The sequence below is a fragment of the Microbacterium sp. SCN 69-37 genome (genome assembly GCF_001724435.1).
GTDB classification, from domain to species: Bacteria; Actinomycetota; Actinomycetes; order Actinomycetales; family Microbacteriaceae; genus Microbacterium; species Microbacterium laevaniformans.
Genome location: NZ_MEEL01000021.1, coordinates 17,739 through 34,671 on the forward strand (window position 1 = coordinate 17,739; position 16,933 = coordinate 34,671).

Annotated in this window: 12 protein-coding genes and 1 tRNA gene; 8 read left to right on the top strand and 5 right to left on the bottom strand. The window is 70.1% G+C overall.

What is annotated here, in order from left to right:
* Positions 1–18 precede the first annotated feature (18 nt).
* On the bottom strand, positions 19–2,118 hold the full coding sequence (locus ABS64_RS04690; RefSeq protein ID WP_292681353.1) for a glycosyltransferase family 39 protein: 2,100 nt from the start codon (positions 2,116–2,118) through the stop codon (positions 19–21).
* Positions 2,119–2,243: 125 nt separating this feature from the next.
* On the opposite strand from ABS64_RS04690, the gene ABS64_RS04695 reads away from it, so the two are divergent.
* The 3 genes from ABS64_RS04695 (at position 2,244) to ABS64_RS04705 (ending at position 5,577) form a co-directional block, all read left to right on the top strand.
* Positions 2,244–2,315, top strand: a tRNA-Gln gene (locus ABS64_RS04695).
* A gap of 245 nt (positions 2,316–2,560) precedes the next feature.
* Positions 2,561–3,574 (top strand): aldo/keto reductase, encoded by a 1,014-nt coding sequence (locus ABS64_RS04700; protein WP_292681355.1) that lies wholly within the window; start codon positions 2,561–2,563, stop codon positions 3,572–3,574.
* A 74-nt stretch (positions 3,575–3,648) separates the two neighbouring features.
* Entirely contained in the window at positions 3,649–5,577 is a 1,929-nt protein-coding gene (locus ABS64_RS04705) for a glycosyltransferase family 39 protein (protein WP_292681501.1), read from the top strand.
* On the opposite strand, the gene ABS64_RS04710 is transcribed toward ABS64_RS04705, so the two are convergent.
* Both ABS64_RS04710 and ABS64_RS04715 read right to left on the bottom strand, forming a co-directional pair.
* A complete protein-coding gene (locus ABS64_RS04710; RefSeq protein WP_005050152.1) occupies positions 5,562–6,275 on the bottom strand; it encodes a HEAT repeat domain-containing protein in 714 nt (237 codons plus the stop codon). The genes ABS64_RS04705 and ABS64_RS04710 overlap by 16 nt on opposite strands.
* A gap of 74 nt (positions 6,276–6,349) precedes the next feature.
* Entirely contained in the window at positions 6,350–7,885 is a 1,536-nt protein-coding gene (locus tag ABS64_RS04715; RefSeq protein WP_231477048.1) for a serine hydrolase, read from the bottom strand.
* A 261-nt stretch (positions 7,886–8,146) separates the two neighbouring features.
* Between ABS64_RS04715 and ABS64_RS04720 the strand changes: the two genes are divergently transcribed.
* On the top strand, positions 8,147–9,874 hold the full coding sequence (locus ABS64_RS04720; RefSeq protein WP_292681362.1) for a histidine kinase: 1,728 nt from the start codon (positions 8,147–8,149) through the stop codon (positions 9,872–9,874).
* Positions 9,865–10,545, top strand: coding sequence for a response regulator transcription factor (locus ABS64_RS04725; protein WP_005050158.1), 681 nt, complete (start codon positions 9,865–9,867; stop codon positions 10,543–10,545). The genes ABS64_RS04720 and ABS64_RS04725 overlap by 10 nt, the downstream gene beginning before the upstream one ends.
* Position 10,546: 1 nt before the next feature.
* Here the strand turns inward: ABS64_RS04725 and ABS64_RS04730 are convergent, their stop codons facing one another.
* Both ABS64_RS04730 and ABS64_RS04735 read right to left on the bottom strand, forming a co-directional pair.
* Complete coding sequence (locus ABS64_RS04730; protein ID WP_292681365.1) at positions 10,547–12,082, bottom strand: bifunctional phosphatase PAP2/diacylglycerol kinase family protein; 1,536 nt, start codon at positions 12,080–12,082, stop codon at positions 10,547–10,549.
* A gap of 11 nt (positions 12,083–12,093) precedes the next feature.
* A complete protein-coding gene (locus tag ABS64_RS04735) occupies positions 12,094–14,133 on the bottom strand; it encodes a DUF262 domain-containing protein (RefSeq protein ID WP_292681368.1) in 2,040 nt (679 codons plus the stop codon).
* A gap of 135 nt (positions 14,134–14,268) precedes the next feature.
* On the opposite strand from ABS64_RS04735, the gene ABS64_RS04740 reads away from it, so the two are divergent.
* The 3 genes from ABS64_RS04740 (at position 14,269) to ABS64_RS04750 (ending at position 16,915) form a co-directional block, all read left to right on the top strand.
* Positions 14,269–15,042, top strand: coding sequence for a hypothetical protein (locus ABS64_RS04740; RefSeq protein ID WP_005050163.1), 774 nt, complete (start codon positions 14,269–14,271; stop codon positions 15,040–15,042).
* Between the two features lie 146 nt (positions 15,043–15,188).
* Positions 15,189–15,971: a DeoR/GlpR family DNA-binding transcription regulator gene (locus ABS64_RS04745; RefSeq protein ID WP_292681373.1), complete on the top strand. Its 783-nt coding sequence runs from the start codon at positions 15,189–15,191 to the stop codon at positions 15,969–15,971.
* Positions 15,968–16,915, top strand: a complete 948-nt coding sequence (locus ABS64_RS04750; RefSeq protein ID WP_292681375.1) for a 1-phosphofructokinase — start codon at positions 15,968–15,970, stop codon at positions 16,913–16,915. Before ABS64_RS04745 ends, ABS64_RS04750 begins: the two co-directional genes overlap by 4 nt.
* Positions 16,916–16,933: the final 18 nt, after the last annotated feature.

Sequence of the window (16,933 nt, forward strand, 5' to 3'; positions counted from 1 at the left end):
GCCGGGAGCCGCGGCGCATCAGGCGCCGCAGGAGTAGAGGCCCGAAATCGGGGCGTCCATGACTTCGGTGCAGTTCGCCACGACCCACGTGCGGATCTGACCGGCCGCGGTGCTCGCGCTGTCGGTGCCGCCGAGCCCGCCCGACGGTCCTCCGCTGCCTCCGAATCCGCCAAAGCCACCGCCGTTGCCGGCGATCACGTATCGCAGTTCCCCGTCGGCTACGAGCGTCTGGAACGTCGCGAGCGTGGGGGCAGGATCGCGCTCGTCGAAGCCGCCGATGGGGAGGAACGAGCCGCCGTCCGAGGCGAGGATCAGCGACGCCGCGCTCTGCGCCCCGAAGGTCGCCGCCAGATACGCGGTGCCTTGCTGGTGCTCCTTCAACCAGGCGACGGTGCCGACGGTAGGCGTTTGCACCCCGCTCGGTGAGCCCGTGAAGCCGCCGGAGCCCCGGGTGAGCGCACCGCCGCCGTTCGCGCGCCCGCGCGTGCCGGCGTCGGAGGGTCCGCTCTCGCCGCCGGATCGGGAGAACCCGTCGCCACGGTGGCCCGCGCCGAATGGCGCCGAGCCGCCGGTGCCGGACACGCCGGGCCCGCCGGTGCCCGCCGATCCCGGGGCGCCGCCATGCGCACCGGCTCCGAAGCCGCCGGCGCCGCCGATACCGGACACGCTGGCCACTCCCGCGGCCGTCGGGTTCGTCGAGTTGGGTGACCACATCGTCACGACGGCCCAGCTCGCCGGCGTCAGCAGCAGGGCGATCACGCCGATCACGGCGGTCAGTCGCCGTGCGTGTGCGCGGCGGTGCTCCATGACGACGGCGATGACGGCGGCGACCGCGATGAGAGCCTGTGCCACCGCGACCGGCAGCGAGAACGCGGCTCCCGGATTCGATGCGACGCTCAGGCTGATGATCAGCGCCGTCGTCGCCGCCGCTGCCGGCAGCGCGATCTGCGCCCACAAGACGCGACGTTGCCGGGCCTTGGCGAACGCGGCGCCGATCAGCAGCGCCATGGGGATGGCCATCGACGCCGTATAGAACTGGTGCATGCCGGCGACAAGCGAGAACATCGCGGCGAACGTGACGAACCACACGGCTGCGAACACCAGCAGCGGCAGGCGCACGCGCAGTGCGAAGAGGATCACGATCGCGAGGACCGCGGTTGGGATCATCCAGCCAATCTGATCGGCGAGTGAGCTGTTCAGCAGTCGGACGGCCGACGGGTTCCCCGAGAACGGGGGAGTGAACGAGCGGTACGCCGTGGTGTCGGCGGTCGTGTCGCCGAACCTGCCGAGTCCGTTGTAGCCGAAGACCATCTCCCACGGGTTGTTCGTCAGCGTGCTGCCGACATAAGGACGGTCGGATGCCGGCACAAGCGAGACGGCGATGATCCAGCTGAGTGACAGCACCAGACTGAGCGTTCCGGACACGGCGAGGTGCCACACGCGGCGCCACCACTGCTGCCGCGTGCACAGGTAGGCAGCGGCGAGCGCGGGCCAGACGGCCCATGCCTCGAGCATGTAGGTCTGGAATCCGGCCGCGATGAACACGCCCGCAAGCATCAGCCATCCGAAGCTGGCCCGGCGCAGCGCATGCGTCGCCGCCCACGCCGTCAGAGCGAGCGCGAGCACGAAGAACGTCTCCGGCTGGTTGGAGCGCGCCACCGCGACCAGGATGGGAGTCGTGGCGACGACGGCCCCGGCGACCAGACCGGCGGTCACCCCCGCCCAGCGCCGAGCGGTGATCGCAGTGACCACGGCGGCAGTGGCGGCGGCCAGCGCGTTGGGGATGATGACCGCGGCAGGAGAGAAGCCGAAGATGCGGACGATGAGCGCGGGGATCCAGAACGATCCGGGGATCTTGTCGAGAGTGAGGGTGCCGGCGGGGTCGAAAGAGCCGAAGAAGAAGTTCGGCCAGCTCCGGCTCATCGACAGTGCGATGGACGCGTAGTAATCCGACATCGAGCCGCCGACGCCCCAGGTCGTCAGCACGGCCGCGAACACGCCCAGGGTGAGGAGCGACCAGTGCCAGGGCGTGCCGAACCGTCGCCGGGCTGTCGCCTGGGCGCGGACGGACGGGAGCGGAGCGGCGGAAGAAGCGGGGAGCGCGGTCACAACGGTCACGGTAGGACCGCTTCACCTGCGGCGTCGTTGTGCCAGCTATGAGACTGCCCGGACGGCACTCGGTTTGGACTCGGTCGCGGCGTGGGCTAAGCTAGACCCTCGGTACGACTTCGGTCGTCACCCCCTGGGGTATGGTGTAATTGGCAACACGGCTGATTCTGGTTCAGTTGTTCTTGGTTCGAGTCCAGGTACCCCAGCAAGACAGATAGCCCCGGAAATCCGCATCACGGCGGATCACCGGGGCTCTTGCTTTTGGGGATGGAGATGCCCACCTTCTGTGCAGAGTGCGGAACGTCGCTCCCGCACCGACCCCTCGCGCGCGGCTGGGACGCTCTCGAGGCGGACTCCACGCGACGCACGAGCAGCTGCGCCGCGATGCGATGATCGGCGGGCTCGTCTGACGCCGCCTCGGCGGGGGCGTCCTCGCAGATAGGCTCGACGCATGGCTCCCGCACGCTCCTCCCTCCCGCATCGCGCACTCGGCCGCACCGGCCGCGACGTGTCCGTGATCGGTCTGGGCACGTGGCAGCTGGGCGCCGATTGGGGCGATGTCTCCGACGAAGACGCGGCGGCGGTGCTCGCGGCATCCGTCGACGCCGGCGTCACCCTCTTCGACACCGCAGACGTCTACGGGGACGGGCGCTCGGAGCAGATCATCGGCCGCTTCCTCGCGACGCACCCCGGTCACGGCATCACGGTCGCGACGAAGATGGGGCGTCGGCAGGAGCAGCGCGCCGAGAACTACACGGCGGACAACTTCCAGGTGTGGACGGACCGCTCTCGCCGCAACCTCGGCGTCGAGACACTCGACCTCGTTCAGCTGCACTGCCCGCCGACGGCCGTTCTCGACGACGAGCGCACCTTCGATGCCCTCGACGGTCTCGTCGATGCCGGAGCCATCGCGGCATACGGGGCATCGGTCGAGACGGTCGCCCAAGGCCTGCGTGTCCTCGGTCGACCCGGGCTGGCGAACGTGCAGATGATCATCAACCCGTTCCGCCTGAAGCCGCTGGACGAGTTCCTGCCCGCCGCGGCCGACGCGGGCGTGGCGGTCCTCGCCCGCGTGCCGCTGGCGAGCGGTCTGCTGTCGGGCCGTTACACCACCGCCACCACCTTCTCCGACGCCGATCACCGCTCCTACAACCGCGAGGGCCAGGCGTTCGATAAGGGAGAGACGTTCTCGGGGGTCGATTTCGAGACCGGCGTGGCGGCCGCGACGGAGCTGTCCGCGGCGCTTCCCGGCGGCGTGAGCCTCCCGGCGGCCACACTCGCGTGGGTCGTGGCGCAGCCGGGTGTGACCGCGGTGATCCCCGGAGCGCGCACTCCGGCACAGGCCACGGCGAATGCCGCCGCAGCGTCGGCCTTGGACGATCCAGAGGCGTACGCCGCTTTCGATGCGGCCGTGCACGAGGTCTACGATCGCCGCCTGCGCGGAGCCATCCACCCCCAGTGGTGAGAGGCCCTCATAGGCTTCCCTCAGCCCCCGCCGAGCGGGCGCCGAAGCGCCGCGCCTAGCGTCGGCCCGTGCCGATGACACCCGCCCTCCCGCGGTGGTGGCGCGAGCCCTGGTGGGCGCGCGTCACCCTTGCCGCAATCCTGGTCGCTTTCACCGTCCTCACGGCGTGGAATCTGGCCCGCGGCGGCGACTTCTCTTTCTACGAAGCATCCGCGCGGTCGATGTCGCAGTCCTGGCAGGCACTGCTGTTCGGTGCTTTCGATCCCGCCGCCACGGTCACCCTCGACAAACTGAGCGGCTTCGCCGTCCCGCAGGCGTTGAGCGTTCGCCTGTTCGGCATGTCGACCTCCGCGCTGGCGCTCCCGCAGGTGATCGAGGGGCTGGTCACGGTGTTCGCCTGCGCGCTGATCGGTCTGCGGTGGCGCGGTCGTGCGGTCGGGCTCATGGCGGCGGCTGCCGCGGCATCCACGCCCATCTTCGTCTCGATGTTCGGTCATCCCATGGAAGACGGACTCCTCACGATGTCGCTCGCGGTGGCGGTGCTGTGGTGGCAGCGCGCCGTGCTGACGAAGCGATGGTGGCCGCTGTTATGGGCCGGGCTGTTCATCGGCGTCGGCTTCCAGGCGAAGATGATGCAGGCCTGGTTCGGGATGCCCGCCCTGCTCATCGGGACCCTGATCGCCGTCGGCGGCCGCTGGCCGCAGCGCGTGGCTCGAGTCGGTGCGCTGCTCGGGAGTGCGGTCCTGGCCTCGCTGTCATGGATGCTGATGATGCAGCTCGTTCCCGCAGCGTCGCGTCCGTTCGTCGACGGCTCGACCGACAACAACGTCTTCGCGATGGTCTTCGGCTACAACGGCATCGATCGTCTCTTCCCGAACGCGATCGACGGTGCCGTCCGCAGCGGCGGTGGGACGCAAACGGCGTCCGGCGCCGCGGCGGCGATGACGAAACTGATCGATCCGCTGTATCTCGGGCAGATCGGGTGGCTGTACCCGGCTGCGCTGTTCGGTGTCGGGCTGGGTGTGTGGTCGCTGGTGCGGACGTGGCGCGGTCGGAGCAGACCTCGGCCCGTGTCGCCGGCGACGGCGATGTTCGTCGTCCTGATCGTGTGGCTGGTCACGGGTGCCGCGATCCTCTCGGCGGCACGCATGCCCCACACGGCATATCTGTCTGCGATCGGGGTGCAGCTGGCGTTGCTCGCGGCCTTCGCGGTCGATGAGGCGGTTCGGCTCCGCCGTTCACCGGGCCGGGCCGGACGGCTCGTCCTGCCGATGCTGACCGTGGTGCAGCTCTCGTGGTGCGTGGTGCTGGCCGTCGTGACGGGGATGCCTCGTCCCCTGTGGATCGCGATGATCGCCGTCACTGCAGGAATGTGCGCGCTCGTCGTCGCGAGTGCTCTGCGGATACCGTGGCGCCGACGTCTCGGCCGGACGATCGCCCTCGCCGCGGCGGTCGCGGTTCTGGCAGGACCCGCGCTCTTCGCCGTGCAGGTGGTGGATGCCGCGCGCGACGGCAGCGGGGGAGACGCGTACGTCGGCGTGAAGCACGACGACCCGCGCGCCGCCGTGACGGCCTCGTTCCGCCCGTCACCACCGCAGATCTGGGGCGGTGCGCCGGGGATCACGCCGCCGCTGCTGGAGCTCGTCGCCGCCGCCCGTGCGGCGGGAGGAGGGCGCGATGGCGCGCCGCTGTTCCTGACGGACTCGTGGAGCATCGCGGCTCCGGTCATCGACGCGACCGGCGATGAGGTGCTCACCGATGGCGGCTACTCCGGTCAGGCGGTCGTCTTTACTGCGGCCGAGATCACCGCGAAGATCCGCGCCGGGGTGCACCTGATCGTCGTCAGGGATCACGCCCCCAAGGGGGATCAGGTCGCCAACGCCGTGCGCGCCGCGTCTTGTCGGACGCGGCACACCTGGCCTTCCGCACCGGCCGGCTCCCACACGAAGTCGACCTCGTCCGGCGGCGGAGCGGGCGGGTTCACGCTCTACTCCTGCTCCTGATGCGGCGTCACCGCCTCCAGAGAGAGCAGGCGCTTCTTGCGACGGTTCTCGCGAATGATCCAGGCGACGTCGGGGTCATCGCTGGACAGCGCGTGAAACGCGCGGAGTCCGGGGGCCGGGTCCGCGGCCACGGCGACGCTCCAGGCATAGCCCAAACACTGGCGGAGAGTCCGCACATCGGGGTCCCGTCGCCCCGGGGTGGGCAGCGCGCGGAGTGTGTCGGTGGCCTGCCTGCAGATCTCCACGGCGCGCGCGGCGGCGGATGACGATCGCAGCAGACGTGGCTCGCAGATCGCCGCGACCGCTGCGCGTCGGACGAGCGGGCTCGCCGCCGTCGCCCACGCGGCGACGAGCTCCGCCATCGCCGCGGGGTCGACGTCGCCCCAGAGCTGAAGGCCGATCACGACGCCTTCGCGCACACGCCACCGCGGATCCTGTGCGAGGCGACGCGCTCGCTTCTCGCTGTCGGGCGCGCCCGCATCGCGCCCGATCGCGGCGGCCGCGCACATGGTCGCGAACTCGCCGCCCGCGCGCACGAGCGCATCGATCTCCGACGCTCCGGCGATCCGCGCGGCCGCGACCACGAGGTCGAGGTTGGCGCGAGGTCCGGGCAGCCCCGACGCGCCCTCCAGCGTGGAGGCCCAGTCGTCGGCGTCGAGACGGCGCAGTCTCGCCGACCAGTCGATCGTGCTCGCCATGGCGCGAGACTAGCGCGCCACACGACGCGCCCACGTCGGTCGACACCGTGTCTATCCGGTGGGCGATGCCGCCCTCAGCGCTGACGCGTGAACACACCCAGGCCCGAGGGCTCCGCGATGTGCGGGTAGCGGTTGAGGTAGGTGAACGTCGCGGTCGTCACCGCGCCGCCGGAACGTGCGAACACCACCGAGGACAGCGATCCCGGCAGCGCGTTCTCACCCGTGGGGACGTACGCCATGGTGTCGCCGTTCCATGGCGTGATGTCGAAGGTCGTCGCCCCCGTCGGCCCCAGCGCTCCTCGTAGTCGACCGCCGGCCTCGGTGACCGTGAGCGTGCCGAAATACGCACTGGTATAGGTGCCGACGTAGTCCGATGCGGGAGCGGATGCCGCGGCATCCGTCGGCGGGCTCTGGCCGGCGAGGTCGCCGGACGGCGCGTTGAAACCGGCGAAGAAGCCGTGCATCGTGTCGACCCAGTCCCGGGACTGGTGCCCGTACATCACCTCGTCGAGGAAGATCTGCACCACGGCTTCGGGCAGGCCGACCGGTGCACCGTTCGTCAGGACGACGATGCCGAGGTCGAGGTCGGGTACGAGAGTGGCGGCGGTGGCCGCGCCGAGGCCGAACGCGCCGGAATGGCTGAGCGTGACGCGGCCGCCCGCGGCGGATCCGACGTTGATGCCGAACCCGTAATGCCCCGGGCGCTGATCGAGGTCGCCGGCATGGGAGCTGACGATCTGGGCCGAGAGCGCCTGGTTCAGCGGGTCTGAGTTGATGAACGCCGACCCGTCTCGCGAGCCGTCGCTGAGGAGCAGCTGCATCCACGTCGCGAGATCGCGCACGTTCGAGGACACGCCGCCCGCGGGAGCTTCCGCGTCGGGGTCGCGATCGAACAGCGGTTGGAAGTCGTCCTCCCCGATGCGGGCGTGCAGCACCGCGTGATTCGGGGCGGAGAGGAAGTCGGCGTGGCTCGTGCTCGTCGAGGTCATTCCCAACGGGCTGAAGAGCAGTTCCTTCGACATCTGCTCCCAGCTCTGGCCCCGGGATGCGGCCACCGCCTCCGCGCCCGTCGTCAAACCGAAGTTCGAGTACTGGTAAGTGGTCCGAAACGGTTGCAGGGGGATCTCGCTGAGGTGGGAGAGGATGTAGTTCCGGTCGAAGCCGAGATCCTCCAGATCATCGCCGCCTCCCGTCGGGATGCCGCTGCGGTGTGCGAAGAAGTCGCCGACGGTGATGTTCTGGGTCACGTAGGGGTCGGCGAGTGCGAGGCCCGGCATGAGCGTGTGCGCCGGTGTCGACCAGGTCAGCGACGGATCCTGGGTCATCGCCTTGGCGAGGATGGTGGCGGAGATCGGTTTGGACAGCGACGCGATCTGGAAGACCGTGTCGGCATCGACCTTCGCGCCGGTGGACTCATCGCGAACGCCGAAGCCGTTCGTGTACAGCACCGCGTCGTGAGATACGACCGCCACCGCCAGCCCCGGAACCTTCGACCGGCGCAAGGCATCGTCGATTTGTGACGGCAGCAGAGTGAGCGCCGCATCGACCGCTGCGGCGCGGTCCGTGTACAGCGCCACCACGTCCTGGTTGGGCCGGGTCCCGGTGTCCACGGCGACGGTCGACGATGGCGCAGGCCCTCCGCTGCAACTGCTCAGCGCGCAGGCGGCGAACCCCGCCGCTACGACGATGGCTGTCGCGCGCGTGACGCGGCGTCTCATCGTGCCGATCTGTCCCATGAGCTTCCCCCTGCCGTGCGGCGACGATCCGTGTGCGAAGGCGTTCCGCTGGATCGACCATAGGGGAGAGCGCCGCCGGGAGGCCATGGACCTGGGTCCCGTTCGCGCAGACGTCGCCGGGAGTACGGTCGACGCATGGTGACACCGCGTACGCGTGGAGCGGAGCCTCGACGCGCCGGGCGAGGACATCGGCGACAGGTCCTGCCGCTCGAGCTCGCACTGTGGGTCATCGTGGCGTTCGCGGTGATCGTCGGGGTGGTGCAGCTGGCCGCAAGCGCGGCGCACCCCGACATGGCGAATGCCCTCGTCGCGTTCACCGTCGTCTTGTGGATCTGGGTGGTCGCCGGTGTGCTCGCGTGGTGGCGCCGCCCCGCCAACGGCACCGGACCCCTGATCCTGCTCGGAGCCGTCGCCCTGTGCCTCGGCGGGCTCGGCAACCTTCAGCTACCGCTGTCCGACGTGGTGTCCGCGTTGTTCGCGACCTCCGTGTTCGCCGTGACGGTTCACCTGTTGCACGCCTTTCCATCCGGCCGACTGCGGGGTCGCCTGTCCGTGGGCGTCGTCATAGCCGGCTACGCAGCGGCGACGGGACTGGACGCGCTGCGCGTGGTCGCACCGCGCGCCGGGGCGCTGATCAGCGTGGTGCAGCCCGTCCTCGGCGCCCTGGTGATGACGGCGACGGCGGCGATTCTCACGATCCGCCTCGTTATCAGCGACCGTCGCCATCGTCGCATCCTGCTGCCACTGTCGGCATACGGCATCGTCGCCGTGCTCGGCATCGTCGCGGCGCCCCGATTGCTGACCGGCACGGCGGCATCCATGGTCGGAGTCGTCCAGCTCGCTCTCATGGCCGGGCTGCCGGTGGCCTTCCTCCTCGGCGTCGTGGCCGGCTCGTTCGCTCGCACCACGGCGCTGGAGTCGCTGAGCGCGTGGCTCGCGGTCGGGGGCCCCGACAAGCCGGCCGTCGAGCGGGCGCTGCGAGCCAGCCTGGGCGATGACAGTCTCCAGGTCGTGTACTGGTCGGCGCAGAGTGGAAGCTTCGTGGATGCCGACGGTGTCGCGTTCCTGCCCGCGGCGCCGGCCGGCGGGAGGGCGCACGTGCCGGTGCGCGTCGACGGTCGCCTGGTCGGGGCCATCGACTACGACACCCGCGTCACGGACGATCCTCTGACGGTGAGGCGAGCGGGGGAGATCCTTGCGATCGCGATCGACCGTGAGCGTCTCACCGCGGAGCTCACCCTCTCGAACGAGGAGCTCATCCAGTCTCGGCGTCGGTTGATGGAGGCTGCGTACGCCGAACGGGCACGCATCGCGCGCGATCTTCATGACGGACTCCAGGTGCAGCTGGTGCTGCTGGCGCTGGAGGCTCAGTCGATGGCCGACGTCGTCGCCGAGGACACCCCCGCGGCCGCGGAGCACTTGCGGGCCGGCATCGACGAGGCGGCGACGGAGCTGCGCCGACTCGTGCACAACGTCATGCCGGCGCCGCTGCGCGAGAGGGGGCTGGTGGCCGCGGTCGAGGAACTCGTCGATCGCGCGGAGGTGCCGGCTCTGTTGAGTGCCGACGTCGAGGAGTCCCGTGTGTCGTCGGCGGCGGCGCACACGGCGTACTTCGTGATCGCGGAGCTGCTCACCAACGCCGTCAAGCACGCGGGCGCTACGGCCTTGCGGGTGAGCGTCGCCCTCCGCGAGGACCGCCTGACGGTCATCGTGGAGGACGACGGCGTCGGTGATGCACGCATCGGAGTCGGTGCGGGCCTGCGTGGTCTGCACGACCGGGTCGCTGCCCTCGAAGGCGCCGTCGAGATCGTGTCGCCGCGCGGCGGCGGCACCCGAGTGGGAGTCGAGCTGCCGTGCGTGTGATCATCGCCGAGGACGAGGTGCTGCTGCGCGAAGGGCTGACGCACGTTCTCGAGAAGGAGGGATTCAGCGTCATCGGTGCGGTCGGCACCGCGGCGGACTGGGAACAGGCCGTCGACGCGCGCGTGCCGGATCTGGCCATCACCGACATCCGGATGCCGCCGAGCCACACCGACGAGGGCCTCGCGGCGGCCGTGCGGGTCCGTCACGCTCACCCGCAGGTCGGTGTGGTCGTTCTTTCGCAGCACGTGCAGCGCCGGTACGCCACGGAGCTGCTGGGGGCCCAGGCTGGGGGAGTCGGCTATCTGCTGAAGCAGCGCATCGCCGATGTGCGCACGTTCACCGCCGACCTTCGCCGGGTCGCGGCGGGCGGATCCGCGCTCGACCCGGAGGTCGTCGAGTTGATGCTCGCCCGGGCCGGTCGCTTCGGCGGTGCGGTGGGTGGGCTCACCCCGCGGCAGTTGGAGGTGCTCGCTCTCATGGCACAGGGACGCAGCAACGCCGGGATCGCGGCAGCCCTGGTGCTGACCGAGAAGGCGATCGTCCAGCACACCTCGAACATCTATGACGCACTGGGCCTTCCCGTGGATGCTGACGACCACCGCCGCGTGCTCGCGGTCGTCCGCTACCTGGATGCGGCGGCCGCCGGCGCTCTGCGCCCTCCCGCAACCTGAGTCAGCGCGCGGACGCGGCGGGCGCGATCACGGTGAGGGCGCGCGCAAGCACGCGCGCGCGGAGATGATCGACCTCTTCGCCCACTTCGCCGTCACGGGCGATGCGATACGGACCGTCGAGCAGTTCGAGGTCGAACTCGGCATCCGAGAACTCCTGATACCGACGGTTGCGGGAGATCCGCCCGGTGAACAGGTCGACGAAGACGCGCGCGCGGGACCCCAGGCGTGAGACGCCCAGTACACGCAGATCCAGTCGCGCGTCGTCGAGGGTCGCGCGGTGCACCGGAGCGAATCCCCGTGGTTCATACCGCCCGTTGCCGAGGAAGAGGAGGCTGAAGCGGGCGTCGACCGTCTCGCCGTCGAGATCGCGCACCCGGACGCGGACCGCGCGGGCGGTGCCCAGGGTCTTCACCGCGGCGACGACCGCGGCCAGCGGCTTGCCGATGCGGTGTTCGTAGCGTTCCCGGATCGTCACGAAGTCCGTGTACGCGCCGACGCTGGCCGTGTTCACGAAGATTTTGTCGTTGACCTCACCGAGGTCGACCTTGGCCACCGTCCCGGCGCGGATCGCCGCGATCGCCGTCGACAGCGGGTACATGCCGAGGTCCTTGGCGAAGTGGTTGAACGTTCCCGCCGGCAGCACGGCCAGCGGGATGCCGTGCTCGCGGGCGGCGGCCGCGGCCTGTTGGACGGTGCCGTCCCCGCCGGCGACGGCAAGCACCTCGCAGTCGGCTGCCGTCGCGCGGATGACGGCCGCGTAGTCGTCGTCCGCGTCCAGCTCGACGACCCGCAGGCGGGGGAGGGCCCGCCGCACGGTCGGAAGGATGCGCGCCGCGCACCCGGAGCCGGAGCGCGGATTGATCACCAGTGCGATTCCCGCGCCGTCGGGCCGGGGCGTGCCGGCATGCACGGCGAGAGCATCCTGCAGCGGGTCCACGCGTTCGACCGGGACGACGCGGGTCGTCAGCCAGGCGATCGCTTCGCCCAGGGCGAAGCCTGCCGCCACATCGGACGGGTAGTGGGCGCCGGTGGCGACGCGAGAGAACCCGACGAGCCCGGCGAGGGCGCGCAGCGGAACGGTCAGCGTGGGCATCTCGGCGGATGCGGCGGCGGCGAAGGCCATGGCGCTGGCCGAGTGACCGCTCGGGAACGACGTCGAGTCGGGAATCCGCCGGGCCAGCCGCTGCGTCGGCACTTGCGTGATGGACGGTCGAGGGCGGCGGTGCAGCCGCTTGGAAACCTGGTTCGCGAGGAGACTCGTGACCCCGATGGCCGCCAGCCCGCGCGCCGCAGCACGCCGGCCGCGTGGGCGGGCGGTGAGCGCGAGCAGACCCGCGATCGCCATCCACAGCACCGAACGGTCGGCGGCACGCGTCAGCGCCGGCATCGTCGCGTCCAGCAACGGGCTGTGCGTGCGCGCCACCGCGGCGAAGGTCGCGACGTCGAGGGCGTCGACCTGCCGCCGCACGTCGCGCCAGCGCCGCGCTGAGCCGCGCTCGGTACGGGAGCGGCGAGGCGTGGCCGATCGACGAGGCATGACGGCGCCGATCACTTCATCGCGTTACCGATGTAGGAGTACTTGACGAACACCTCCGAGGCCCACCCCGCCTCGTCGAGCACGCCCTGAACCGCAGTGAGCATGTACTTCGAGTCCCAGCCCATGTAGAGGTAGCGGCCGTCGCCCAGCTCGTCCCACTGGCCGTTCCACGCCTTCGCGGGATAGACCGGTCCGCCGCGCCGCGCGCTGAAATCGATGACGCTCTGGCGGGAGTCGGCCCAGAGACGCTTGAAGATGCGGTTGAAGAGGTAGCGGATGTCCGGCACCTCCCAGTGCTCGCCGCGGAACTCGACGTAGTCGAACTCGCGCTGCCATCCGCGCGGCCAGCCGCGCCGCTTCACGGCATCCAGGATCGGCGTCAGATTGTCGTCGTCGATGCTGACGACGGCGGGGCGGCGCCACACCTGGAGGAACAGCTCGGTCAGTGCCTGCGTGCGCGCGGCGATGGCTGCCGTGCTCCACGACTCGGTGCGGGCGATCGCCCGGGTGATCTCGACGGCGCTCTCGTCGTAGACCGCGCGCTTCGGGGGGAACGACGCGTCGAACGCCCGCTCGAAGAGCTGGTCTTCCAGCAGCGTCAGGTTGCCGAGTGTGGGTGCCAGCGCACGGAAGCTGTTCTGTTCGTCGTCGGTGAGCTCGGCCCATCGGCGGATGCCGTCGGGCGACCAGTCATCGGAGGGCGCAGCGGGTGCGACGTGCTCCAGGTCGATGCCGGGAAGATCGATGTCGCCCGCCAGACGCTTCAACACGTAGGCGGGGTGCGGAAGTGCCGTGTACTTGAGCCCCACCCGGGTCCGTTCGTCCGATGGTGTGATGCGGGCGATCGCCCGCACCAGGGCGTCGCTCGACACCGCAGCGGCACGGCACAGGCGTGCGACCAGGCGGTCGGTCGTCACGCCCACGACGGTGCGTCGCAGCAGCAGCGACTGCACGTGCTCGAGCGAGACACGCAGCTCGGCAGCGCTGAGGTCGCCCTCGATGTGCTCGTGAAGCAGCCGCAGCGCGAGCGGGTACATGCCGCGTCCGAAGGTGTTGAGGTAGGCCAGCTGTCGTGCGATCACGGGGTCGTCGGCGCGCGCCGGATCGAGGAGGATCCGGTAGATGCCCGCGTAGCGTCGCCACTGCGCGGCGCGCTCCCGCAGCGTCGCGAGGTCGAGGCGTGGGAACTGGGAACGGAAGGTGTCGTAGACGCCCCGCTCACCGGCGACCGTGACCTCGCGCCCGGTGAGCATGACCAGGTAGTGGCGCCAGAAGTCGCCGATCTGCTCGCCGGTGTCGTGCTCGATCGGCATCCAATACTCGTCTTCGATCTCGCCCTGCTCGGCGTGCGAGAGTCCCATGAGGACGTAGTTGTGGATCAGCTCATGATCACGCAGCGGCTCGCCGGTGGAGTTGAGGCTCTCGAAGGTCTGCTGGGCGTTCGCGTCTGCGCCCAGGGTGATCGACACGTGTTCGAGGCGCTCCAGGCCCCGCCAGATGTGGGCGGCCTCGTCGGGGCGGATCTGACTGCGGAAGAACGCATAGTTGTCGTCGAACCGTGATTCGCGCATCTGCTCGCCCGCCTCTCGGCGACCGAGCACGACGCTCTCGAAGACATCGGCCCACGCCCGGTGCGGACGCAGCTTGGTGCGCGTCGGATCGTCGCTGCGCACCAGGACGCGCTCGAGTTCGGCCGCGAGTGCGGGGTCGTCGTCGCGCAGCGTGTGATGCAGGGCGGCGACCAGCAGCATCAGAGTGGTGATGCGCTGCTGTCCGTCGATGAGCACCAGGTGCGCATCGTCGTCGGAGGAGGCCGACGCCGTCGACAGGATCGAACCGATGAAGTGTGTCTGTCCGGCGCCGGCATCGGCGACGGCGCGCACGTCGGCGAGCAGTTGCTCGCACCCGCCGATGTCCCATCGGTACTGGCGCTGATACACCGGGACGACGATGGTCGTGTCGGATGCCGAGAGCCAGCGGATGGTCGCGACAGCGGTGGCCGAGACGTGTGACGCCGCGACCGAGGGGGCGAGATGCGTACCGCTGTTCATACTGTCCGTATCGCCTCCGCGCTCGCTCTCGATGACCGCCGTCGAGTCTAATCGCGTTCACATGGGCGCTCTGTAGGCTTGCCTCGGCCGGGCCTGTAAAAACTTCGCTTGTCCGGCAGAAAGGTTGAATCCGTCATGGGTTACATCAAGAGCGCGGCTCTCGAGGAGACCGGTTACGTCGTCCTCGACCGCTACAACAACGAGATCGATCCGAAGGAATGGCTCGACGTCGAATACGTCGACTGGAAGTCTTCGGGCGACACCCGTTTCGCACCGCTGGCCTCGGCCAAGGGTGAGATCGAGTGCAACGGCTTCTGGAACCACAAGCCGCCGCGCACCGACAAGGACGGCGTCTGGATCGACTCGCAGACCGCCATCGCACCGACGCTGACAGCGCGCGCGATGGAGCCGGGTGCGAACGTCGGACGTTGCCGGATCATCGAGCTGCAGCCCAACACGTACGCGGACTGCCTCTACAACCTGCACCAGGACGACAACAACCGTCTGAACCCGGATGGCACGGGTTGGGTGGTGCGCGGGTTCTTCAACCTCACGGACGACACCACGAGCTACTTCGTGCTGCGTGAGAACCGCACCGATCCGAGCGAGGAGACGCGTATCGCGCTGCCGGCCGGCGCGCAGCTGATCGTCGACACGCAGCGGCTGTGGCACGCCGCCGCCCACTACGGAACCGAGCCGCGTTACTGCCTCATCACCTCGTGGGAGTCCGGCCCGGAGCTGGACGCCTACATCGCCAAGTACAACGGTGTGAACAAGGTGGACAGCTACCCCGTCGACCAGGAGACGCTGGATGCCGGTCAGATCGAACAGGAGCGTCGCATCGCCGCTCGCGCCGCCGCTCTGGCCGCACGCGGTCAGCAGGAAGTCACGGTGATGAGCGAGGCCTGAGCCTCGGCATCCCTCCGCGCGCCGCGCGGCAGAAGGGCCCCGGTCTTCGGATCGGGGCCCTTCTGCGCGTGATGTGGTTTTTCCCGGGCTGGTGTGTTGATGCGGCTGTGTTTGTGTTGTAACGTGTGGCTATTCAAGGAGGAACCGTGTACGCAACGGAGCGACAGCAGCTCATCGAGCAGCTGATCACCACTGAGGGTCGGGTCGTCGTCATCGATCTCGCCCGCCGCTTCGGCGTGACGACCGAGACGGTTCGCCGCGACCTCGATCAACTCGAGTCGGCGGGCCTCGTGCGTCGCGTGCACGGGGGAGCCGTCGCCCGCACCCGCGTCAGTACCGCGGAGACCTCCTTCGTCGAGCGCACTCAGCGTCGCACCGATGCGAAGCTCGCCATCGCGGCGCGCGCGCTGGACGCCATCGGCAGCCACGGTGACGGCTCGGTATACATCGACGCGGGCACCACCACGGCCGCGCTGGCGGGACTCTTGGCTCAGCGCGCCACGACGGCGCACCCGCTCGAGGTCGTCACGCACTCGATGACGGTCGCGCACCTGCTCGCCGGAGCGCCGGCGCTGAACCTCACGGCGATCGGCGGCCGCGTTCGCGGTCTGACGGCCGCCGCGGTGGGGGCGCAGACCGTCGATGCGATCTCGCGCCTTCGTCCCGACCTCGCCTTCATCGGCACGAACGGGCTGTCGGCCGCATTCGGGCTGAGCACTCCCGACCCCGACGAGGCGGCCGTCAAGCGTGCCGTCATCGCTTCGGCCCGCCGGATCGTGGTCCTCGCCGACGCGGAGAAGTTCGACGGCGAACTGCTCGTCTCCTTCGGCCGTCTGGCCGACCTCGACATCCTCGTCACCGACGCCGAGCCCCCTGCCGACCTCGTCGCCGCCCTCGGCGACGCCGATGTGGAGGTGTGGATCGCATGATCGTCACCCTGACCGCCAATCCGTCTCTCGATCGCACCGTGACGCTGTCCGACGCGCTGCGCGTGGGCGAAGTGCAGTCTGCGCTCTCGGTCCGCGAGGATGCCGGGGGCAAGGGCATCAACGTGACCCGCGTGCTCGCCGGCTCCGGCGTCGCGACGCGCGCCGTTCTCCCGCTGGATGCCGACGACCCGTTCGCCGCCGTGCTGCGTTCCGCGCACGTGCCGGTTCTCGCGGTGCCGCTGCCGGGAACCGCCCGCGCGAACCTGACGCTCACCGACAGCGACGGCGTGACGACCAAGATCAACCTTCCGGGCGTCACGCGCACCGCGCAGGACGCGGCGACGCTCATCGATGCGACCGTGCGCGCGTCGGCAGATGCCGACTGGCTCGTGCTGGCGGGCTCGCTTCCGCCGGGCCTTTCGGAGGACTTCTACGTCGACGTGATCACCGCCGTTCGCGCCGCCGGAGCATCCGCTCCCCGCATCGCGGTCGACACGTCCGGCCCCGCATTGCGCGAGGTCGTCGAGCGCGGACGCCCCGACCTCATCAAGCCCAACGATGAGGAGCTGGTGGAGCTGGCCGGCGTCGCTCTGGACGCGGAGCTGCCGCTGCCCGAGGCGGTGCTGGCCGTCGCGCGCCAGCTCGTACCGACTCGCGTCGGGGCCGCCTTCGTCACGCTCGGCGGCGACGGCGCCGTGCTCGTCGCCCCCGACGGCGCCTGGTTCGGTACCCCTCCGCCCACGCGTGTGCGCAGCACCGTGGGCGCGGGGGACAGCTCGCTGGCCGGGTTCCTGCTCGCCGACGTCGCCGGCGCCGCTCCCGATGAGCGGGTGCGCAGCGGCATCCGCTACGGGTCGGCGGCGGCCGCCCTGCCGGGAACACAGGCCCCCACCCCCACCGACCTCCTCCCCGGCGACGTGCCGGTGAGGCCTCTCGCCCTCTGAAAACCCACCCTGTACCCA

Bases quoted from the DNA above. Each gene is read 5' to 3' on its own strand.
- ABS64_RS04750 (WP_292681375.1), top strand. From the start codon at position 15,968: ATGATCGTCACCCTGACCGCCAATCCGTCTCTCGATCGCACCGTGACG.
- ABS64_RS04700 (WP_292681355.1), top strand. From the start codon at position 2,561: ATGGCTCCCGCACGCTCCTCCCTCCCGCATCGCGCACTCGGCCGCACC.
- ABS64_RS04710 (WP_005050152.1), bottom strand. From the start codon at position 6,275: ATGGCGAGCACGATCGACTGGTCGGCGAGACTGCGCCGTCTCGACGCC.
- ABS64_RS04705 (WP_292681501.1), top strand. From the start codon at position 3,649: ATGACACCCGCCCTCCCGCGGTGGTGGCGCGAGCCCTGGTGGGCGCGC.
- ABS64_RS04730 (WP_292681365.1), bottom strand. From the start codon at position 12,082: ATGCCTCGTCGATCGGCCACGCCTCGCCGCTCCCGTACCGAGCGCGGC.
- ABS64_RS04740 (WP_005050163.1), top strand. From the start codon at position 14,269: ATGGGTTACATCAAGAGCGCGGCTCTCGAGGAGACCGGTTACGTCGTC.
- ABS64_RS04735 (WP_292681368.1), bottom strand. From the start codon at position 14,133: ATGAACAGCGGTACGCATCTCGCCCCCTCGGTCGCGGCGTCACACGTC.
- ABS64_RS04720 (WP_292681362.1), top strand. From the start codon at position 8,147: ATGGTGACACCGCGTACGCGTGGAGCGGAGCCTCGACGCGCCGGGCGA.